Here is a 16,995-nt window from a genome sequence, read left to right on the forward strand (position 1 = left end):
CATCCGGTTGACTCTGTGCCGCGCGGGCGGCAGTATCGGCAGGAGCAGTAAAACAACCGGATGGTTTATTCCGCCCTCGAAAGGCCTGCCCCGTGAGCACTCCTTCCACGGCCCCCGCCACCCCCACCGTCCCCTCCACCCGCTCCGCCCCCACCGCCTCCTCGCCTTCCCCCATGCCCGTGCGGACGCCGCTGCCGAGCGCGCTCGCCGGTACGACCGCGGTCCTCGTCGGCGGCACGTCGGGCATCGGGCTCGCCGCGGGCGTCCTGCTGCGGACGGTCGGCGCGCGGGTGGTGCTGGTCGGCCGCGACCCCGGGCGGCTGCGGGCCGCCGCCGCCCGGCTCCCCGGACGGGCGTCGGGCGATGTGCTGGAGGTCGCGGGGGACGGGGGCGACGAGCGGGTCCTGGCCGAGGCGTTCGACCTGGCGGGCGAGGTGGACCACGTCCTCGTCACCGCGGGCGGCATCGCGGGCGCGGGCCCGCTGGCCGCACTCACCGCCGAGGGCATCCGCACCGCCCTCGACTCCCGCCTCCAGGCCGCCTTCGCCGCGGCCCGCATCGCCGCCGCCCGCCTCCCCGCGGGCGGCTCCCTCACCTTCAGCTCCGGCATCCTGGTGGCTCGCCCCGCCCCGGGCATGACGGCCCCCCTCTCCGCGGCCGGCGCCGTCGAGACCCTCACGAAGGCCCTCGCCGTCGAACTGGCCCCCTCCCGCCGCCGCGTCAACGCCGTCCGCTTCGGCCGCATCGACACCCCCCTGTGGCGCTCCCACCCCGGCATGGACTCCGACGCCGCGATCGCCGCCGCGGGCGCGACCCACCCCCTGGGCCGGTTCGGCACCCCCGAGGAGGCCGCGTCCGCGGCCCTCTTCCTGATGGCCAACCCCTACATGACCGGCCAGGTCCTCACCCTCGACGGCGGCGAGACCCTCGCCTGACCGCCGCCCGCAAACCCGTGGCGGGGCGTCCGCCCCTCCCGTACAACGTCCCCATGAGCTGGGTGGCGAACGTGATGGTCTCCGTCGACATGGCCGACAACGACAACGCCGCGGCGCTGAGCGAATGGCTGCGCACGCAGGCCCCGCGCAGCTACGCCACGGACGCCCGCGGGGTGGGCTTCCTCCGCCTCCTCACCAGCGTCGAGAACAACGAGTGGGGCGGCTGGAAGATGCCCGAGTGCGAGGTCTGGGCCGGCGCCCTCAACCACGCCGACCTCCCCGCCCTCCGCACCCGCTTCGCCCGGACCCCCTGGGTCGAACCCAACGCCGCCCAGCTGATGGTGATGGACCAGGAGGAGAGCTTCTTCCGTCTCTGGATGATCCGCGACGGCGACCTCCGCCAGTACGCCCCGCTGAGCCCGCGCGAGGAGGACGAGGGCTTCTACCGCGAGTGGGAGTGAGCCGCGGCCACCGCGAGCCTGCTGCGCAGGGGCTCGGCGACCGTGTCCGCGGGCTGCCAGGCGCAGCCGGTGACCTCCTCCGCCTGGAGGGCGGTGACGTCGGCGGTCTCGGTCCGGAAGACGTAGCGGAAGTCGTAGTGCCGGTGCGCGGCTTCGCCCTTGGCGGGATTGGCGGGGATGGGGTGGACGTCGACGTGGAGGGGGACCGGACCGGCGGGGGTGACGCTCCCGGCCGGGATGCCGGTCTCCTCGCCCAACTCCCGCAGGGCGGCGCCGATGAGGGTGTCGTCGGTGTCCTCCAGGTGCCCGCCGGGGAAGAGCCATGTGCCGAGGGCCTTGTGCTCGATGAGCAGGACGTGCCTGTCGGGCCGGAGCAGGAGGGCCCCGGCGGTGGCGTGCCCGCGGAATTCCTTGCGCGAGGTGATCGTGTCGGGGGTGTCCGCGAGCGAGCCGGTGAGGGCGGAGAGGGCGCCCTCGTCCTCGGGGTACCGGTCCAGGTAGCGGCTCAGGGTGTCGCGGATGTGCTGGGCGGTGACGGTCACGGGTGCCTCTTCAGCGGTTGAAGGCGGTGAGCCAGGCGTCGGCGATGACGGCCCGGTCGACGGCGGAAACCTCGTGCATACCAGCCGCGAGGTTGCCGCGGGTGAGCATGTGGAGGGCGGCGAGCATGTAGGCGTGCGTCCTCGACGTACTCCTCGGGTCACCCGCCGGCGGAGCTGCCCGGTTGGCGTTGCTCGCGGGGCGCGGTCAGGGTGAGGCGTTCGTCGGAGTCGGCACTCCAGGTGGTCACCGGGCCGCGGAGGGGGCGGAGGACGTAGACGCCCTGGCGGACGTCGGTGACGACGGCCTCGCGGCCGGTGGCGTTGTCGATGACCTGGTCGCCGACCCAGGGTTTGCCGTTGCGGGTCATGCGGCGGGGCCTCCTTCGAGCAGGCCCCAGACGCGCTTGCCGAAAGGGAGTGGGTCGGTGCCCCAGCGGGCGGTGAGGGCTTCGACGAGGTTCAGGCCGCGGCCGCACTCGGCGAGGTCGTCGGCGTGCCGCCGCTCGGGCCGGGTCTTGGAGCGGTCGACGACGTCGATACGGATCTGGCCGTCCGCGGGGCGGCTGACCGTCACCCGGATGAGGCGGCCCCTCGTGTGCCGGGCGGCGTTGGCGACCAGCTCGGTGACGACGAGGGCGCCGTCGTCCGCCAGGCGTTCGAGGCCCCACGTGTGCAGGGCCGTTCGCACCAGGCGCCGGGCGTCCTCCGCGCTCTCTGCTGCGCAGGGCAGGGTGAGGGCCTTGCTCTCGGAGGGCTCCATGCGGCGCCCCTCTCCATGTGGTGATCAGGTCGTCACCGACGGTAGGAGGGGGCAGGTGGTGGGCTCAATGACACTTTGACGGGCCGTCAGGTCGAAGTGCCAGTCATCACAGCGGGAGGTTGACCGCGTCGGCGAGGACCCGCATGCGCGGGGTCAGCGTGCGGCGGCGTTCGACGACGCGGGCGAGGATGTCACGGGCGTACTGCTGGTGCGGCAGCCACTGCGGTGCGGCCTGCCACACCGTTTCCAGGGTGTCGACGGCCTCGGGGTAGCGGCGCAGCCGCGCCTGGGCGGAGGCCTGGTCCAGGCGGTTGCGGTTGAGGTTGTTGGAGGTGGGGCGCATGCCGTCCCAGGAGATCGACGCCGACAGCCGCAGCACCTCGTCGGGACGGTCCGAGATCATCGCGTGCTCGGCCTCCTTGAGCTGGACCGTGCGCGCGTCGTAGGCGCGCAGGAATCCGCCGGGCACCTCGCGCTGCCCGAGCGCAGCCGCCGCCGAACCGGCCAGCCGCAGCAGGCGTTCCGCGTCATCCCCCCGCCCGTCCCGGTCCGCCGCAGCGGCCCCACGCAGCAGCAGCCAGCCCCACGCGCCCAGTTCGGCGGGCGTCGCCCGGGACATGCGGGGCTCCAGCCGGTCGGCCCACTCCTCGGCCAGCCGCGCCGCCTCGCCGATGCGGCCGCGCCGCAGCAGCAGCCAGCAGCGCGTCGACACCGCACCGGCCGCGCCGATGTCGTCAGCCGCCCCGGTGAGCGCCCTGCCGAGTGCGGTCTCGGCGGCCTCGTACTGGCGCGTCTGCGTGAGCATCCACCCGGTGATGCCGAGCAGCGCGGCATGGACCGGCCGCCCGGCGGGCTCGTCGGCGACGGCCGCGGCATCGCGCAGCAGCAGCGGCAGTACCCGGCCCAGCTCCTCCAGCCGGTCCCCGGCCGCGAGCGGCATCGCGGCGGTGACCGCGGCCCGCACCCCGGCCACGGTCGGTGCCTCGTCCACGCCGGGCGGCGGGGGAGCATCGAGGGCGGCCCGTACCGGCGCCCACCGGTCCAGCACCGCGGACGAGGCTCCGGCAGTCTCATGTGCGCTGCCGAGCAGGCGCGTTGCGGGCACCCCGAGCGCGACGGCCAGCGCCCGGACGGTCTCCATCCGCGGCGACCCGTAGTCGCCCTGCTCTACCTTCCGGATCGTGGACAGGGCCACGCCGGAATCCGCCGCCAGCCCGCGCTGGCTCATCCCGCGTCTCTTGCGGATCTCCCGCAGGCGCTCACCCATGGTCGTGTCAGCGGGATGCGGCATGAGGACGCCACCTTCGTCTCGAACCCGACACCCGAAACCGTACAGCGGCCCGCCAGTTGATGCGGGGCCACCGCTCACGTGCACTCCTGGGCGTGACGCGGCGCCGTCGCTGTGCGGCCCGGCGGAAACCGGGTGCGGCCGGAGCGCGGGCGCCCGTAGCGTGCCCCGGGTGGGTACCGGGAGTGCGGGGACGCGGCTGATCGTCGTACGGGGGAATTCGGCCTCGGGGAAGTCGTCCGTGGCCGCGGGGATCCGGGAGCGGTGCGGGCGGGGGCTCGCGGTGGTCGGGCAGGACAACCTGCGGCGGGTCGTGCTGCGGGAGCGGGACCGTGCCGGAGGGGTGAACGTCGGGCTCATCGGGGTGGTGGCACGGTACGCGCTGGACGCCGGGTACGACGTGGTCGTGGAGGGGATCCTGTACGCCGCCCACTACGGGGAGATGCTCCAGGAGCTGATCGGCGACCACCGCGGGACCACCCGCTGCTTCTACCTGGACGTGCCCTTCGAGGAGACGCTCCTCCGCCACGCGTCCAAGGGCGACCCGGAGTACCTGGCCCACGTCACCGAGGCGCACCTGCGGGAGTGGTACGTCGAGCGCGACCTGCTCCCGTCCGGGGTCGAGACCGTCATCGGCCCCGACAGCCCGCTGGCCGCGACGGTCGACCGGATTCTGCGCGAGACGGGCCTGGCGGGGGCGCCCCGTGACACCGACCCGCCGGTGCGCAGGGGGCCATCGGGGCAGTAGGGCTCCTGCCAACGGGCGACAGCGGGCCCGTCGGGCGCGCGCGGTACCGGCGCCGGGCGGATCCTGGCGGCGGGACGGGGCCGCCGGTGGCGGCGGGCGGGCCCGGAACCCCGTGGGTCTCGGAGGAGAGCGATGAATCTGCCCCTGTCCGTTCGTACGGCGGCTGCCGCCGCCACGGTGGCGGTCTGCCTGGCGGGGGCCGCGGTGCCGGCCGCCGCCGCGGTCCCGCGGCCGGGCTCCCCCGGCGGCGCCGTCTTCGTGCAGACCGACAACCCCGGCGGCAACGCCGTCGTCGCCTACCGGCGCGGCCCCGACGGCTCGCTCCACGAGCGCGGCACCTTCGCCACCGGCGGCCTCGGCGGCGTGCTCGACGGCTCGGTCGTCGACCACCTCGCCTCGCAGGGATCGCTCGCGTACGACCGCGCCCACGGCCTGCTCCTCGCGGTGAACGCGGGCAGCGACACCGTCACCGTCTTCTCCGTGCACGGCGAGCGGCTGGAGCGCGAGCAGGTCGTTCCGTCGGGCGGGGACTTCCCCGTCAGCGTCACCGTCCACCGCGACACCGTCTACGTGCTGAACGCGCGCGACGGCGGCTCGGTCCAGGGCTACCGGATCACCGGCGGCGGGCTGGAGCCGATCGCGGGCGGGCACCGCGACCTCGGGCTCGACACCGCGGCGGCGCCGGAGTTCACGCACACCCCCGGCCAGGTGTCCTTCACGCCCGACGGCTCCCGGCTGGTCGTCACGACGAAGGCGGGCGGGAGCAGCATCGAGGTCTTCGCCGTCCGCGCGTCCGGCGCGCTCGCCGGCGGGCCCGCCGTGACCGGGATGGACGGCGCGGTGCCGTTCGGCTTCACCTTCGACGCGCGCGGGCTGCTGGTCGTCACGGACGCGGGCACCAATTCCGTGCTGACGTTCGCGATCCGCCGCGACGGCCGCGCCGTCCCGCTCGGGGGCACGCCCACCGGGCAGACGGCCACCTGCTGGATCGTCCGCGCGGGCGACCGCTTCTACGCCTCCAACGCCGGCAGCAGCACCCTCTCCGGCTTCCGCCGCACCGGCCTCGCGGGCCTCGTACCGCTCGGCACCACCCCGACCGGCGCCGGCACCACCGACTCGGCCGTCACGCCCGACGAGCGCTTCCTGTACGTCCAGACGGGAGCCACCGGCGGCGTCGACGCCTTCCGCGTCGGGCGGGACGGCAGCCTCGGCCGGATCGGCTCGGTGACCGTCCCGGACGCCGTCGGCGGCGAGGGCATCGTCGCCCTCTGACCGTTGAGGATGTTCGTGAGCGTCTTCCGGTGGGCTCAGCCCCGCCCACCGGCTGACCTCGGGGCGTGCGGAGGCCCGAGCCGGGGGGCGGGGGTACGTCACCAGGTGACGATCCGCGGCCCTCGGTGCGGGGCGGTATCAACTACGCTGGCACCACCTGCACCCCGCGTCCGTGATCCGGGTTCGAGGCCCCTGACCGCCCCCACTGAGGTGCCTGGAGGAAGCCGTGTCCGCCGAGCTGCCCGACTGGATGATCCCGCCAAGGCCCAGCGGCTGGGAGGCCGACGACCTCGACCACCTTCCGCAGGCGCCGCGGCACACCGAACTCATCGACGGAGCATTGATCTTCGTGATGTCGCCGCAGCGGTCCTGGCACTCCCGGCTGGTGGAGAACCTGACCTTCGCCCTGCGGCAGGCAGCCCCCGCCGGGTTCGAGGCCGAGCGGGAGATGACCGTCCGGCTCGACAGGAAGAGCCGGCCCGAGCCGGACGTCCTGGTGGCCACCGCGCCGTACGATCCCGACCGGACCTGGTATGCGCCGGAGGATGTGGCTCTGGTCATCGAGGTCGTCTCAGAGGAATCGGCGGACCGGGACCGGTCCCTGAAGCCCTTCAAATACGCCCAGGCGAGGATCCCGCACTTCTGGCGTATCGAGGACGAGGCCGGCCTCCCCGCAGTCCACACCTATGAGCTCGACGCCATGACCGGCACGTATGTGGCCACCGGTATTCACCGCGACCGGCTGAAGCTCTCGGTCCCGTTCACCGTCGACGTCCGGCTCGACAGCCTCGTGCCCTGACCGTCCGGGCAGCAGCCGGTCCGGCCGCTCCCGCCCCCGCCCGTCCGCCGGGATGCGCAAGTGTGCCGTACATCCCGGCGGGCGGCGGCGCGTCGGCTCAGCCCGCCGTGCCCAGCAACTCCTCCGGGACGAAGCCCTCCGCCGCCAGCCGCGCCCACAGCTCGGCGGGGACCGGGCGGCGCAGCGCCTCCGCGTTCGCCGCCACCTCGGCCGCCGACCGGCAGCCGAGCACGACGGACGTGACGGCCGGGTGCAGGAACGGGAACTGCGCCGCGGCCGCCGGGAGCGGCACCTCGTACTGCGCGCACAGCTCCTGGCAGCGCCGGGCCCGCGCCAGCGTCCCCGCGGGCACCGGGCGGTAGTTGAACATCGCGCCGTCGGACGGGTCCGCCAGCAGCCCGGTGTTGAAGACGCCGCCCACCACCACCGCGGTGCCGCGCTCCGCGCACAGCGGCAGCAGCGTCGCCGCCGCGTCGTGGTCGAGCAGCGAGAAGCGGCCCGCGATCAGCACGACGTCCACCTCGTACGCCGAGACGTACGCGGCCAGCGGCGCGCTGTGGTTCATTCCGAAGCCGATCGCCTTGACCAGGCCCTCGTCCCGCAGCCGCCGCACCGCGTCGTACGCCGTCGCGCGCACCTCGGCGGCGTAGGCGTCGGCGTCGTGCAGGTAGAGGATGTCGACGGAAGAGCGGCCGAGCCGCTCCAGGCTGGATTCGAGGGAGGCGCGGATGCCGCGCTCGGTCCAGTCGGTGACGACGTCGGTGCCGGAGCCGTCCGCGCGCGGCCGCAGCAGCCAGCCGGTCTTCGTCGAGATCACCGGGTCGGCGATCCCGGCCGGCTCCAGGAGGCGGCCGAGCCGTTCCTCGGCCTGGCCGTGGCCGTAGCGCGGGGCGGTGTCGAAGTAGCGGATGCCCGCGTCGGCCGCGGCCCGCAGCGTGGCGGCCGCGTCCTGCTCGGTGACCTCCTCGAAGAGGCCGCCGAGCGGCGCGGTGCCGATGCCCACCGGGGGCAGCGCGAAGGGCAGCCGGGACGGCGTCCGGTCCTCCAGCGGCAGGACGGGGGTCATCGGGAGGCCTCCCAGGGGGTGGTGCGGGCGGGTTCCGCGCCGCGCAGCGTCATCGTCAGGGTCAGCCGCACGCGCGTCCCGCCGGGCAGGGCGACCGTGCAGTAGCGGCCCTCGACCGGCAGCGGGGCGCCGTCGTCGGCGCGGACGGTGTGCAGGACGTGCTCGGCGAACGAGCCCGCCTGGACGACGACCGTGCGCGGCGCGGCGCCGAGGTTCACCAGCTCCACCACCGTGTGGTCGGGGCGGATGTCGGAGACGAGCGCCGCGACGTCCGCGGGCAGCCCGGGGCGCCGCTCGACGGCGTCGTGGTAGCGGACGTGCAGCTGGGCCAGGCCGCCGTTGTAGAGGACCTGCGGGGAGCCGGTGGTGAGCTGCAGCAGCGCCTCGGTGACGACCGGGTTCAGGTTCTGCCAGTGGTGGATGCCCAGCGCGTCGGGGCCGGTGGCCGGGTCGGTGCCGTCGGCCTCGATCGCCGCCAGCCGCTCGGCGGACACGTCCAGCGCGCTGGTCAGCATGCGCTCGGGGAAGCCGTCGTTGCGGCCGTGCAGGAATTCGTGCCAGGGCTCCTCGTGGCCGCACTCGTCCTTGGTGCGCTGGGTGTGCACGGCCGTCCAGTCCCAGCGTGAGCCCTCGCGCAGCCGCTCGATGCGCTCGGCGTCGGCCGCCTCCCGGCTGAAGTGCCACAGGACGAGCGGCAGTTGCGTCGGCATGACGGTGAAGTCGAACCAGCCGGAGTCGTTGTGCCGCTGCGGCACCATGAGGGTGCGCTCGCCGGGGACGGTGGCCAGGTGCGGGCGCCACCGCCTGCCGAGGGTGCCCATCCGGTCGGCGGTGCGCTGCTCGGCGTGGGCGAGCACCGCGTCCAGCGGGTTGCGGGCGAGGTCCAGGTAGCCCCGGTCGCCGGTCACCAGGCTCGCGTTGACGGCGCCGACGATCGCGGCCGACGCGACCGACGACAGCCCGTGCGGCCAGGACCAGCCGTAGTGGCCGCCGTACCAGCGGCCGTCCAGGTACTCGCCGACCTCGCCGCCGAGCCCGGCGTTGTCGGGCAGCACCTCGCGCCCGGCGAGCCGCTCCTGCCAGGCGCCGGTGTACTCGGCGACCCAGTCGGCGTACCGCTGCTCGCCGCCCAGCAGCCACGCGTTGGTGGCGAGCGTGGTGGAGGCGAGGTTGACGAGGGTGTCGCCGCGGCCCATGCGCTGCCACATGACCTGCCCGTACGCCCGCGCCTTCGCCGGGTCGGCGGCCAGCTCGTCGAAGGAGGTGACGCCGGTGCCCCAGTCGAGCGGGAGGCCGTAGGGGCGCAGGGCCAGGCTCCACGGGAAGTACGTGTCGTGGTCGCTGAAGCCGGGGCGGGGGCCGCCCGAGCCGTTGTGGGGGGCGGTGAGGACGCGGTGCGCGGGGTCGTAGTTGGGGCCGCCGGGCAGGTAGACGTCGGCGAATCGGGCGGCCAGCTCGCGCAGTTCGGGGTCGCCGGGGTCGGCCAGGCACAGGCCGTAGAAGAGCAGCATGCCCTCGCCCTGGTGGAACCAGTCGTAGCCGCGCTCCAGGCCGTCGACCACCAGGCCCATCTCGGTGAGCTGCGCCGTCACCCCGCGCCAGTGACGGCGGGCGGCGGCGAGCAGGTCGGTGCTGCCGCCGAGCAGGTAGAGGGTCGGCCAGTTGAAGAACGGCTCGTAGAAGTCGTCCACGCCGTCCCGGTCGTCCAGGCCCTGGCCGAGCGAGTCGCGGAAGACGAGGCGGCCGTCGCCCTCGGTGTAGCGGTCGGCGAAGATCCGCCAGGCCGCGTCCTGGCGCGCGAACAGCTCGCGCTCCAGCGCGGCCCACCGCGGCGCCTCCCCGAAGCGGCGGGTGGCGGTCACTTCCGGCCCGGCCCCTGCGGCGGGTACGGCGGGCGCGGACCCGGTGGCCGTCATCGGGCCGCCCCGTTCGCCGCGGGCTTGTCGTCGATTCGTTCCACCCCGAGCATCGGGAGCACACCCGACCCTTCTTCATCGCCCATTGATAATCGATTGCTAGCCTTCAGTGCGTCGACAGCCGTGTCAAGAGCCGTTCACGCCCCGGGACGAGCGCGGGGCGGCCCGGAGAAGGGGAGTCCGCCGTGATCGACTGCCACGCCCACCTGTGGGACCCGCGCGAGGGTTTCCCCTGGATACGGCCGGATTCCCCGCACCACCGCGCCTTCACCGCCGACGACCTCGCGGCGGCGGGCGAGGGGACCGGCGTGACCGGCACGGTCCTGGTCGAGGCCTCCCGCGGCGACGCGGGGGAGACCGCGGCCCTGCGCGAGCTGCGGCGGCAAAGACCCGATGTCGTCGCCGGATACGTCGGCAACCTCCACGTCCACGGCGGGGCGGGCCCCGGCGCCTTCGCCGCGCTGCTGCGCACGTGGGGCGACACCCGCCCCAACGGCATGCGCCTCGGCGGCGCGGCCTGGGCGGACACCCCGCCGGCGGCCCGCGCCCTGGTCCCGGTGCTCGCGGACACCGGCACCGCGCTCGAACTCAACCTGCACGGCGGCGCGCTGCGCGCCGCGGCGGAGGTCGCCGCCCGCCATCCGGCCCTCGCGGTCGTCGTCGACCACCTCGGCAACCCGCCGAACCTCCGGGAAAACCCCGGAAACTGGCACAGGGACATGGAAGCTGCCGCCAGACTGCCGAACGTGAACGTGAAGATCTCCGGTCTGCTCACCCAGCAGCACGGCGTCCCGGACGACCGGGTCGCGGCGCTGGTGCGGGAGGTGGTGGACACCTTCGGCCCGGACCGCTGCCTCGTCGGCTCCGACTGGCCGATCTGCCTGCCGCGCGGCCCCCGCTCGCGCGCGCTGGCGCTGGCGGAGCTGGGGACCGCCCACCTTCCGGCGCGGCTGCGGCAGGATGTCCTGCACACGACGGCCGTCCGGGTGTACGGGCTGGCCGGGCCGGGCCGCTGACCAGGCCCGGGACGTCCGGATCACCTCATCAGCTATCGATAGACGATAAAAGTGCGTACCATAGCGGAGAACCCACCCCACAGAGCAGGATCGGGAGTCATGGCATCGAACCCGTCGGCCGATTTCGTCTCCACGCTGGCCACCAACAAGGACCGGTTCCGTAAGACCCTGATCTCGGACCAGGTCTACGGGCTCCTTCGCCAGTCGATCGTCGACGGCGAGCTCGGCCCCAACGACCGGGTGGTCGAGTCGGAGATCGCCCGCCGGCTGGGGGTCAGCCAGGCGCCGGTACGCGAGGCGGTCAAGCAGCTCGCCCGCGAGGGCCTGCTCATGCACATCCCGCGCCGCGGCCACTTCGTCGTGGAGATCTCCTCCCAGGACGCGGAGTACGCCCGCCAGGTCCGCGAGCCCCTGGAGCGGCTCGCCGCCCGGCTCGCGACCGAGCACATCACCGAGCAGCAGCTGGAGATGCTGGACCACCTGGTCGAGCACATGCACGACGCCGTCGCCACCAACGACGTCAGCCGCTTCCGGGACGCCGACATCGAATTCCACACGCTCATCAGCCAGAGCGCGGGCAACCCGTTCCTGGAGCGCATGTGGGAGGTCATCGAACCCTCCCTGCGCACCCTGCGGGCCATCTCCGACCCGCTGTTCCAGGGCGACTGGCACGCCATGGCCGACGAGCACGGCCGCCTGGTGAGCCTGCTGCGCTCCGGCGACGCGGACCAGGCCGCCGACGCCTTCGCCGACCACGCCGCCGGCCGCGGCCCCGTCCCCGACGCCCGCGCGGCCAGGAAGCCGGCGAAGAAGCAGGGCTGATCCCCGCACCCCGACGGCGAACGCCGCGTGCCCGGGCCGGATCTCCGGCCCGGGCACGCGCGCTTCAGCCCCCATGGATCACCGGCGGGCGCCGGCCGTCCACTTCGGCGCCCCGTACTGGTAGGCGCCCAGGCTCGGGACCCCGTCCGTCGAGCCGTCGTTGACGCCCGGCAGCGGGATCGCCGCGTTGCGGGCCGGGGAGGCGTCGGTCAGCCGGTAGTCGTGGTGGGCGGCGTCCACGAACAGCGGGTCCAGGGCCGGGTCCAGGTTGTCGGACATCACCAGGCCGCCCGCCGTGGCCCCGTCCGAACCCACGATCTGGCCGATGTTGTTGTAGATCTTCGTGCCCGTCGACTGGTCGGCGCCCTTGACGTAGAAGAGCGTCAGCCCGCCGGTGTTGTTGTACACACCGTTGTTGTGCGAGCCCGTCCCCAGGCCGTTGAGCATGACCGTGCCCTGGAGGTTGTTCCAGCCCACGTTGTCGGCGATGACCAGGTTGCTCTGCCCGTTGTCCGCGTAGACGCCCGCCACCGCGAAGGGCGTGACCCCCGGCGTCGGCGTGCCGTCGTGCAGCAGGTTGTGGTCGACGGAGGAGCCCATCATGTCCGCGCTGCAGCAGGTGTAGATGCCCGCGGTGTCCAGGCTGAGCCGGGCGTACTGCGAGATGTCGTTGTACGCGATCTTGTCCGGGCCCGCCGTCAGGCCCGCGGTCGTCCCCCACTGGAGGTTGATGCCGCTGCGGCCCACGCGGTAGATCGTGTTGTTCACGACCCGCTGGGAGTTGCCCATGACGGCGATGCCCGCCGCGTACGTGCCCAGGTAGTCCACGTCGTGGATGATGTTGTCGGTGGCCGTGTTGTTCTGCCCGGCCAGCGCGATGCCGTTCCCCGCGCTCAGCGACAGGTCGCTGTTGACGACCGTGTTGTACGTCCCGTTGACCACGATGCCCGTGTCGGAGACGCCGCGCGTCACGCTGGAGCCGCAGTCGGTGGCGCCCCGCGTGATGTCGCTGTAGTGCGACAGGTACGTGCCGGTGAGCGTGTCCAGGGTGTTGTGGGTGCTGGACGAGCCCATCGTGATCGTCGAGGCGAAGAGGTCGAGGCCGACGACCGAGGTGTACGAGGCGTTCGTCAGGTCGAACGCCAGCTGCCGCTGCTTGGCCTCGACGGTGTGCTGCGCCGGGCTGTCGGCGCTGTAGACGTACAGCTTGTGCGCGGCCGGGTCGTAGAACCACTCACCGGGGTTGGCCAGCTCGCCGATCTTGCCGGACAGGGAGTAGCGGGTGTCGGTCGGGACGACCTTGTGCACGCACGGCGGGGCGACCGACAGCGTCACCGAGCCGGGCGCGGAGGAGGCGACGGTCGTCGTGGCCGACACGTACCAGTAGCCGGTCAGGGCCCGGGCGCCGTCCCAGTAGCCCGCGGGCCGGGTCAGGGCCGCGTCCGCGATCACCGCGTCGGCGCTGCCCGCACCGGCGTGCTCGATCGCCGGATTCAGCAGGTCCAGGCCCGGGTAGGGCCACTGGGCCTCGATGTCCATGGCCTTGTCCGTGAAGACCTGCACCGTGCCCGGGTCGCTGCCCAGGTCCACGTCGCTGCTCCACACGTGGCCCGCGGCCACCGCGTCGCTGAACGGCGAGTCCACCGCGTACGGGTCGCTCGCGATCGCCGTGACGTCGGCCCCCGTCACCTGCGACCACCCGGTCACGGGCGAGGCCCCGCTGATCGTCACCGCCGCCCCCGGAGCGGCCCGGTAGGTGATCGGCAGCCCCGAACTCCCCGAGTGCGCCGGGACGACGGTCTCCGGGTAGGTGCCCGACATGATCTCGCAGGTGTCCCCCGCGACCATCACGTCCGCGCACTTCTGTATGTGCTGGAAGGGCTGGGCGGCGGTGAGCCCGTCGAAGACGTCCTTGCCCGTCGGCGACACGTAGTACGTCCGGGCCACGTCGGCCTGGTGCCTGTACTTGTGGGCGCTTCCGGGGGGTGCGGCCGCGACCACGGAGAGGACCGCGACGGCGGCGGCCGCCGCGGTCAGCAGCCCCCTCGGCCCGCGGACCTGCGGCCTGTTCGACATGCGTGGCATTTTCACGTTCCCTCTTTCCTGACCAGGGGAAATGAGAACCGCCGGCGCGGGGTCATCCCTTGACCGCGCCGACGGTGAGACCGCTGATGATGTGGCGCTGCATGTAGATGAAGAAGATGACGACGGGCGCCACGGCCAGCAGCAGGTTCGGGAAGACCTTGGTGAGGTCGGTGGAGTACTGGCTGATGCCGGCGTAGATCGCCGTCGTCACGGTGTAGTGCCCGGAGGACGGGCTGAGCAGGATCTGCGGGCTGATGAAGTCGTTCCAGATGCCGATGGAGTTGAGGATCAGCACGGTCACGACCGCCGGGCGCATCAGCGGGAAGATGATCGTCCAGAACGTCCGGTAGCGGCCCGCTCCGTCGATGGTCGCCGCCTGGTCGATGTCGACCGGGATCGTGCGGATGAAGCCGACGAACAGGAAGATGCTCACCGGCAGGGTGGACGCCACGTCGTGCGCGACCAGGCCCGTCACGGTGTTCGCGAGCCCGAGGTCGCGCAGCACGTAGATCACCGGGATGATGACGGCCGCGCCGGGGATGAACGTCCCCGCGAGGAAGTACAGCATCACCAGCTGGTTGCGCCGCTTCATGCCGCGCGCGATCACGTACGCCGCCGGGCCCGCGAACGCGATGCACAGCACGTCCACGGCCACGACCAGGAAGAACGTGAAGCCGTAGCCGCCGATGACGTTGTACTGCGGGCTGTGGACCGCCGCCGACAGGTGCGCGAGGGTCAGCTTGCCCGGCACCAGCGAGAACGGGTTGTTCGCGATGTCCTCCTGCGACTTGAAGCTGTTGACCAGCAGCAGGTACATCGGCACGACCATGACCACGAGCAGCACGCCGAGCATCAGCCGGCGCACCGGCCCGCCCGGTTCGCGCCGCTTCCCGGGCGCGAAGCCGCCCGCGGCGGCCGGGGTCTGGGTCTTCTTCTGGGGCTCCGCCGCCAGCACGGCCATCACCGCCTCCTCACTCGTCTAACTCGTCGCTGCTTGGTCTTGGCGGTTGCGCAGAGCCGTCACCCCGAGCGCCAGTACGGCGGACACGACCATCAGGAACACCGCCTGCGCGGTGGCGTAGCCGACCTTGGTGCCCTCGAAGGAGCGGGCCAGGATGAGGTACGAGAAGGTCTGCGTGGAGCCGGCGGGACCGCCGCCGGTGAGGCTCACGATGATGTCGTAGGCGCGGATCAGCCCGACGAGGTTCAGCACCGTCGCGATGGTCACCACCGGCGCGATCATCGGGATGACGACCTTGAGGTGGGTCTGCCGCCTGCTGGCGCCGTCGATCGCGGCGGCCTCCAGCAGCTCGGCGGGCACGGTCTGCAGCGCGGCCACGAACAGCACCACGTTGAAGCCGAAACCGGCCCACACGATGACGCCGATCAGCGAGTAGAGCGCCATGTTCTCGTCGAAGAGGAAGCCGACCGGCTCGACGCCGAACTTCGCGAGGGTGTTGTTGATCGCTCCGTTGGTGCCGAGGATCGCCGCCCACAGGTAGCCGAGCACCAGCGCGCTGATGACGTGCGGGAAGTACGCCACGGCCCGGAAGAAGGAGTTGCCGCGCGAGCGCCCCTTGAGGATCAGCGCGTACGCCAGGCCGAGCCCGACCTCGAAGACCGTGCCGAGGACGGCGATGAGCGCCGTCACGTACCACGAGTCGGTGGAGCTGGGGTCGTCGAAGAGGTGCCGGTAGTTGTCCAGGCCGATGAAGTCGACGGACGAGAAGCCGTTCCAGTCGGTCAGGCTCAGATAGATCGCGACGCCCACGGGGACGACGGTCAGCACCGTGTACAGCACCACCGCCGGGCCCATCATGGCCAGCGAGACCGCGGCCTCGCGGATCCGGACCGCCCGCCTGCCCGGTGCGGGCCGGGCCGCCGCCGGGCCGGGGGCCGCGCCGGAGCGCGGCCCCTGCCGTGTCAGCTCTGCGAGTTCCACCACTTGTCCAATCCGGACGCCGCGCTCTTCGCGGACGTGCCCGAGAACAGCGACTGGACCGTCGTGTTGAGCTGGTCGCTGTAGCCGGCGATCGGCTGGCGCGGACCGGCCTTGACGATGACCGAGGGCGCCTTGTCGAGGATCTGCTGCACCTGGGTACCCAGGCTCGACATCGGGTAGCTGAAGCCCTGCCGCAGGTTGCCGTCCGCCGCGAGCTGGCTCTTGACCGCCTCCGGGTCGGTGACCAGCCACTTGACGAAGTCGATCGCCGCGGCCTTGTGCCTGGAGCGGCTGACGACGACGTACGGGTCGGCGATGTTGCCGAACTGGCCGGACGGGTAGGCGCCGTCGGTGGGCATCGAGAAGACGCCGATGCCGTCGCTCTTCTTGGCCTGGTCGGCGGCGGGCACGAAGAACGAGCCCATCATGTACATCGCCGACTTGCCGTTCAGGAAGTCCGTCTGGCCGTCCGCGTACGTCAGGCCCAGCGCGCTCTTCTTGAGGTAGCCCTTGTCGATCCAGTCCTTGTAGGCCTGCAGGTAGGCCGCGTAGCCGGAGTCGGCGAAGCTGACCTTGCCGTTCTTGCGCTCGACCGTCCAGTCCGGGTCGGCGGTCATGACGCCGGCGTCGGCCATCATCGAGAACTGCCCGCCGGTCACCCACTGCCCGGCCGTCTGCAGCGGGGTATAGCCCGCGGTCTTCAGCTTGGCCATGGCGTCGGTGAACTGCGCCATCGTCCTGACGGCCGAGGCGTCGACACCGGCCTTGGCGAAGGCGTCCTTGTTGTAGAAGACGAGCGACTGGATCTGCTCGCCGACGCCGACCAGATAGCGCTTGCCGTCGATCGCGTACTGGTCGGCGAGCGGGGTCTTCGCCGTCCACGCCTGGTCGGTGAGGTCGGCGAAGAGGTCCACCGTGTCCTCGGTCGGGGTGATCTGCTGGGCGACGTCCGGCGGGTCGCCCGCGGCCAGGTCCTGGGTGAGCTTGGCGTTCGCGGATATCGTGCCGGTCAGCTCCAGCTTGACCGTGGTGCCGGGGTGCGCCTTCTCGTACCTGTCGAAGAGGGTGTTCCAGTACTGCTCGGTCAGGTTCGGCGTGATGTTGACGATGACGCGCAGGGTCGTGCTGCCGCCCCCGGCGGAACTCCCGGAGTCGTCGCCGCCGCACGCCGCGGCCGATGCCAATACCAGGGGGGCCGCGGCAAGAGCGCAGGTGCGGCGCCAGATCTTTCTCATTCGGGACACGCTCCGTTGCGTAGTCGTGAACACAGACGGCCGAGGTCGACCCGACTGCATGGGTTCGGGTGTGCGTCGATGGCTTGAGCCGGCCTCAGAAACCGCTTA

General features: G+C 72.7%; 17 protein-coding genes. 7 read left to right on the forward strand and 10 right to left on the reverse strand.

What is annotated here, in order from left to right:
- Window positions 1-92 precede the first annotated feature (92 nt).
- Both IH54_RS0126200 and IH54_RS0126205 read left to right on the forward strand, forming a co-directional pair.
- Complete coding sequence (locus IH54_RS0126200; RefSeq protein ID WP_234343858.1) at window positions 93-935, forward strand: SDR family oxidoreductase; 843 nt, start codon at window positions 93-95, stop codon at window positions 933-935.
- A gap of 53 nt (window positions 936-988) precedes the next feature.
- Window positions 989-1,396, forward strand: a complete 408-nt coding sequence (locus IH54_RS0126205; protein WP_031521283.1) for a hypothetical protein — start codon at window positions 989-991, stop codon at window positions 1,394-1,396.
- Here IH54_RS0126205 and IH54_RS0126210 read toward each other — a convergent pair.
- The 4 genes from IH54_RS0126210 to IH54_RS0126230 all read right to left on the reverse strand — a co-directional run bounded on the left by IH54_RS0126210 (window position 1,378) and on the right by IH54_RS0126230 (window position 3,989).
- Window positions 1,378-1,938 (reverse strand): NUDIX hydrolase, encoded by a 561-nt coding sequence (locus IH54_RS0126210; protein ID WP_031521285.1) that lies wholly within the window; start codon window positions 1,936-1,938, stop codon window positions 1,378-1,380. The genes IH54_RS0126205 and IH54_RS0126210 overlap by 19 nt on opposite strands.
- A 158-nt stretch (window positions 1,939-2,096) precedes the next feature.
- Window positions 2,097-2,306, reverse strand: coding sequence for a hypothetical protein (locus IH54_RS0126220; RefSeq protein ID WP_031521287.1), 210 nt, complete (start codon window positions 2,304-2,306; stop codon window positions 2,097-2,099).
- The gene (locus tag IH54_RS0126225) at window positions 2,303-2,698 is read right to left on the reverse strand and encodes an ATP-binding protein (protein ID WP_031521289.1); all 396 of its coding nucleotides are present in this window, start codon (window positions 2,696-2,698) and stop codon (window positions 2,303-2,305) included. The genes IH54_RS0126220 and IH54_RS0126225 overlap by 4 nt, the downstream gene beginning before the upstream one ends.
- Window positions 2,699-2,804: 106 nt before the next feature.
- Window positions 2,805-3,989: a helix-turn-helix domain-containing protein gene (locus IH54_RS0126230; protein ID WP_031521291.1), complete on the reverse strand. Its 1,185-nt coding sequence runs from the start codon at window positions 3,987-3,989 to the stop codon at window positions 2,805-2,807.
- A 160-nt stretch (window positions 3,990-4,149) separates the two neighbouring features.
- On the opposite strand from IH54_RS0126230, the gene IH54_RS0126235 reads away from it, so the two are divergent.
- From IH54_RS0126235 to IH54_RS0126245, 3 genes are all read left to right on the forward strand, one after another.
- Window positions 4,150-4,734, forward strand: coding sequence for an AAA family ATPase (locus IH54_RS0126235; RefSeq protein ID WP_043182284.1), 585 nt, complete (start codon window positions 4,150-4,152; stop codon window positions 4,732-4,734).
- A 132-nt stretch (window positions 4,735-4,866) separates the two neighbouring features.
- Window positions 4,867-6,006: a lactonase family protein gene (locus IH54_RS0126240; protein WP_031521295.1), complete on the forward strand. Its 1,140-nt coding sequence runs from the start codon at window positions 4,867-4,869 to the stop codon at window positions 6,004-6,006.
- 250 nt (window positions 6,007-6,256) lie between these two features.
- The gene (locus IH54_RS0126245; protein ID WP_031521297.1) at window positions 6,257-6,805 is read left to right on the forward strand and encodes a Uma2 family endonuclease; all 549 of its coding nucleotides are present in this window, start codon (window positions 6,257-6,259) and stop codon (window positions 6,803-6,805) included.
- A gap of 97 nt (window positions 6,806-6,902) precedes the next feature.
- On the opposite strand, the gene IH54_RS0126250 is transcribed toward IH54_RS0126245, so the two are convergent.
- A complete protein-coding gene (locus IH54_RS0126250; RefSeq protein ID WP_052397880.1) occupies window positions 6,903-7,871 on the reverse strand; it encodes an aldo/keto reductase in 969 nt (322 codons plus the stop codon).
- Window positions 7,868-9,787, reverse strand: coding sequence for a hypothetical protein (locus IH54_RS0126255; RefSeq protein WP_031521301.1), 1,920 nt, complete (start codon window positions 9,785-9,787; stop codon window positions 7,868-7,870). Before IH54_RS0126255 ends, IH54_RS0126250 begins: the two co-directional genes overlap by 4 nt.
- Window positions 9,788-9,972: 185 nt before the next feature.
- On the opposite strand from IH54_RS0126255, the gene IH54_RS41910 reads away from it, so the two are divergent.
- Both IH54_RS41910 and IH54_RS0126265 read left to right on the forward strand, forming a co-directional pair.
- Window positions 9,973-10,803 carry an amidohydrolase family protein gene (locus tag IH54_RS41910; protein WP_031521303.1) on the forward strand — a complete coding sequence of 277 codons (831 nt, stop codon included), beginning with the start codon at window positions 9,973-9,975 and terminating at the stop codon, window positions 10,801-10,803.
- A 99-nt stretch (window positions 10,804-10,902) separates the two neighbouring features.
- On the forward strand, window positions 10,903-11,625 hold the full coding sequence (locus IH54_RS0126265; RefSeq protein WP_063762376.1) for a GntR family transcriptional regulator: 723 nt from the start codon (window positions 10,903-10,905) through the stop codon (window positions 11,623-11,625).
- A gap of 78 nt (window positions 11,626-11,703) precedes the next feature.
- Here IH54_RS0126265 and IH54_RS0126270 read toward each other — a convergent pair whose 3' ends face one another.
- The 4 genes from IH54_RS0126270 to IH54_RS0126285 form a co-directional block, all read right to left on the reverse strand.
- Window positions 11,704-13,701, reverse strand: coding sequence for a right-handed parallel beta-helix repeat-containing protein (locus IH54_RS0126270; protein ID WP_234343863.1), 1,998 nt, complete (start codon window positions 13,699-13,701; stop codon window positions 11,704-11,706).
- Between the two features lie 61 nt (window positions 13,702-13,762).
- Window positions 13,763-14,671, reverse strand: a complete 909-nt coding sequence (locus IH54_RS0126275) for a carbohydrate ABC transporter permease (protein ID WP_078862530.1) — start codon at window positions 14,669-14,671, stop codon at window positions 13,763-13,765.
- An 18-nt stretch (window positions 14,672-14,689) separates the two neighbouring features.
- Window positions 14,690-15,655, reverse strand: coding sequence for a carbohydrate ABC transporter permease (locus tag IH54_RS0126280; protein ID WP_234343866.1), 966 nt, complete (start codon window positions 15,653-15,655; stop codon window positions 14,690-14,692).
- Window positions 15,634-16,887, reverse strand: a complete 1,254-nt coding sequence (locus IH54_RS0126285) for an ABC transporter substrate-binding protein (protein ID WP_031521312.1) — start codon at window positions 16,885-16,887, stop codon at window positions 15,634-15,636. The genes IH54_RS0126280 and IH54_RS0126285 overlap by 22 nt, the downstream gene beginning before the upstream one ends.
- Window positions 16,888-16,995 lie beyond the last annotated feature (108 nt).

It is taken from the genome of Streptomyces sp. NRRL F-5123 (genome assembly GCF_000721495.1).
In the GTDB taxonomy this organism is placed as follows: Bacteria; Actinomycetota; Actinomycetes; order Streptomycetales; family Streptomycetaceae; genus Actinacidiphila.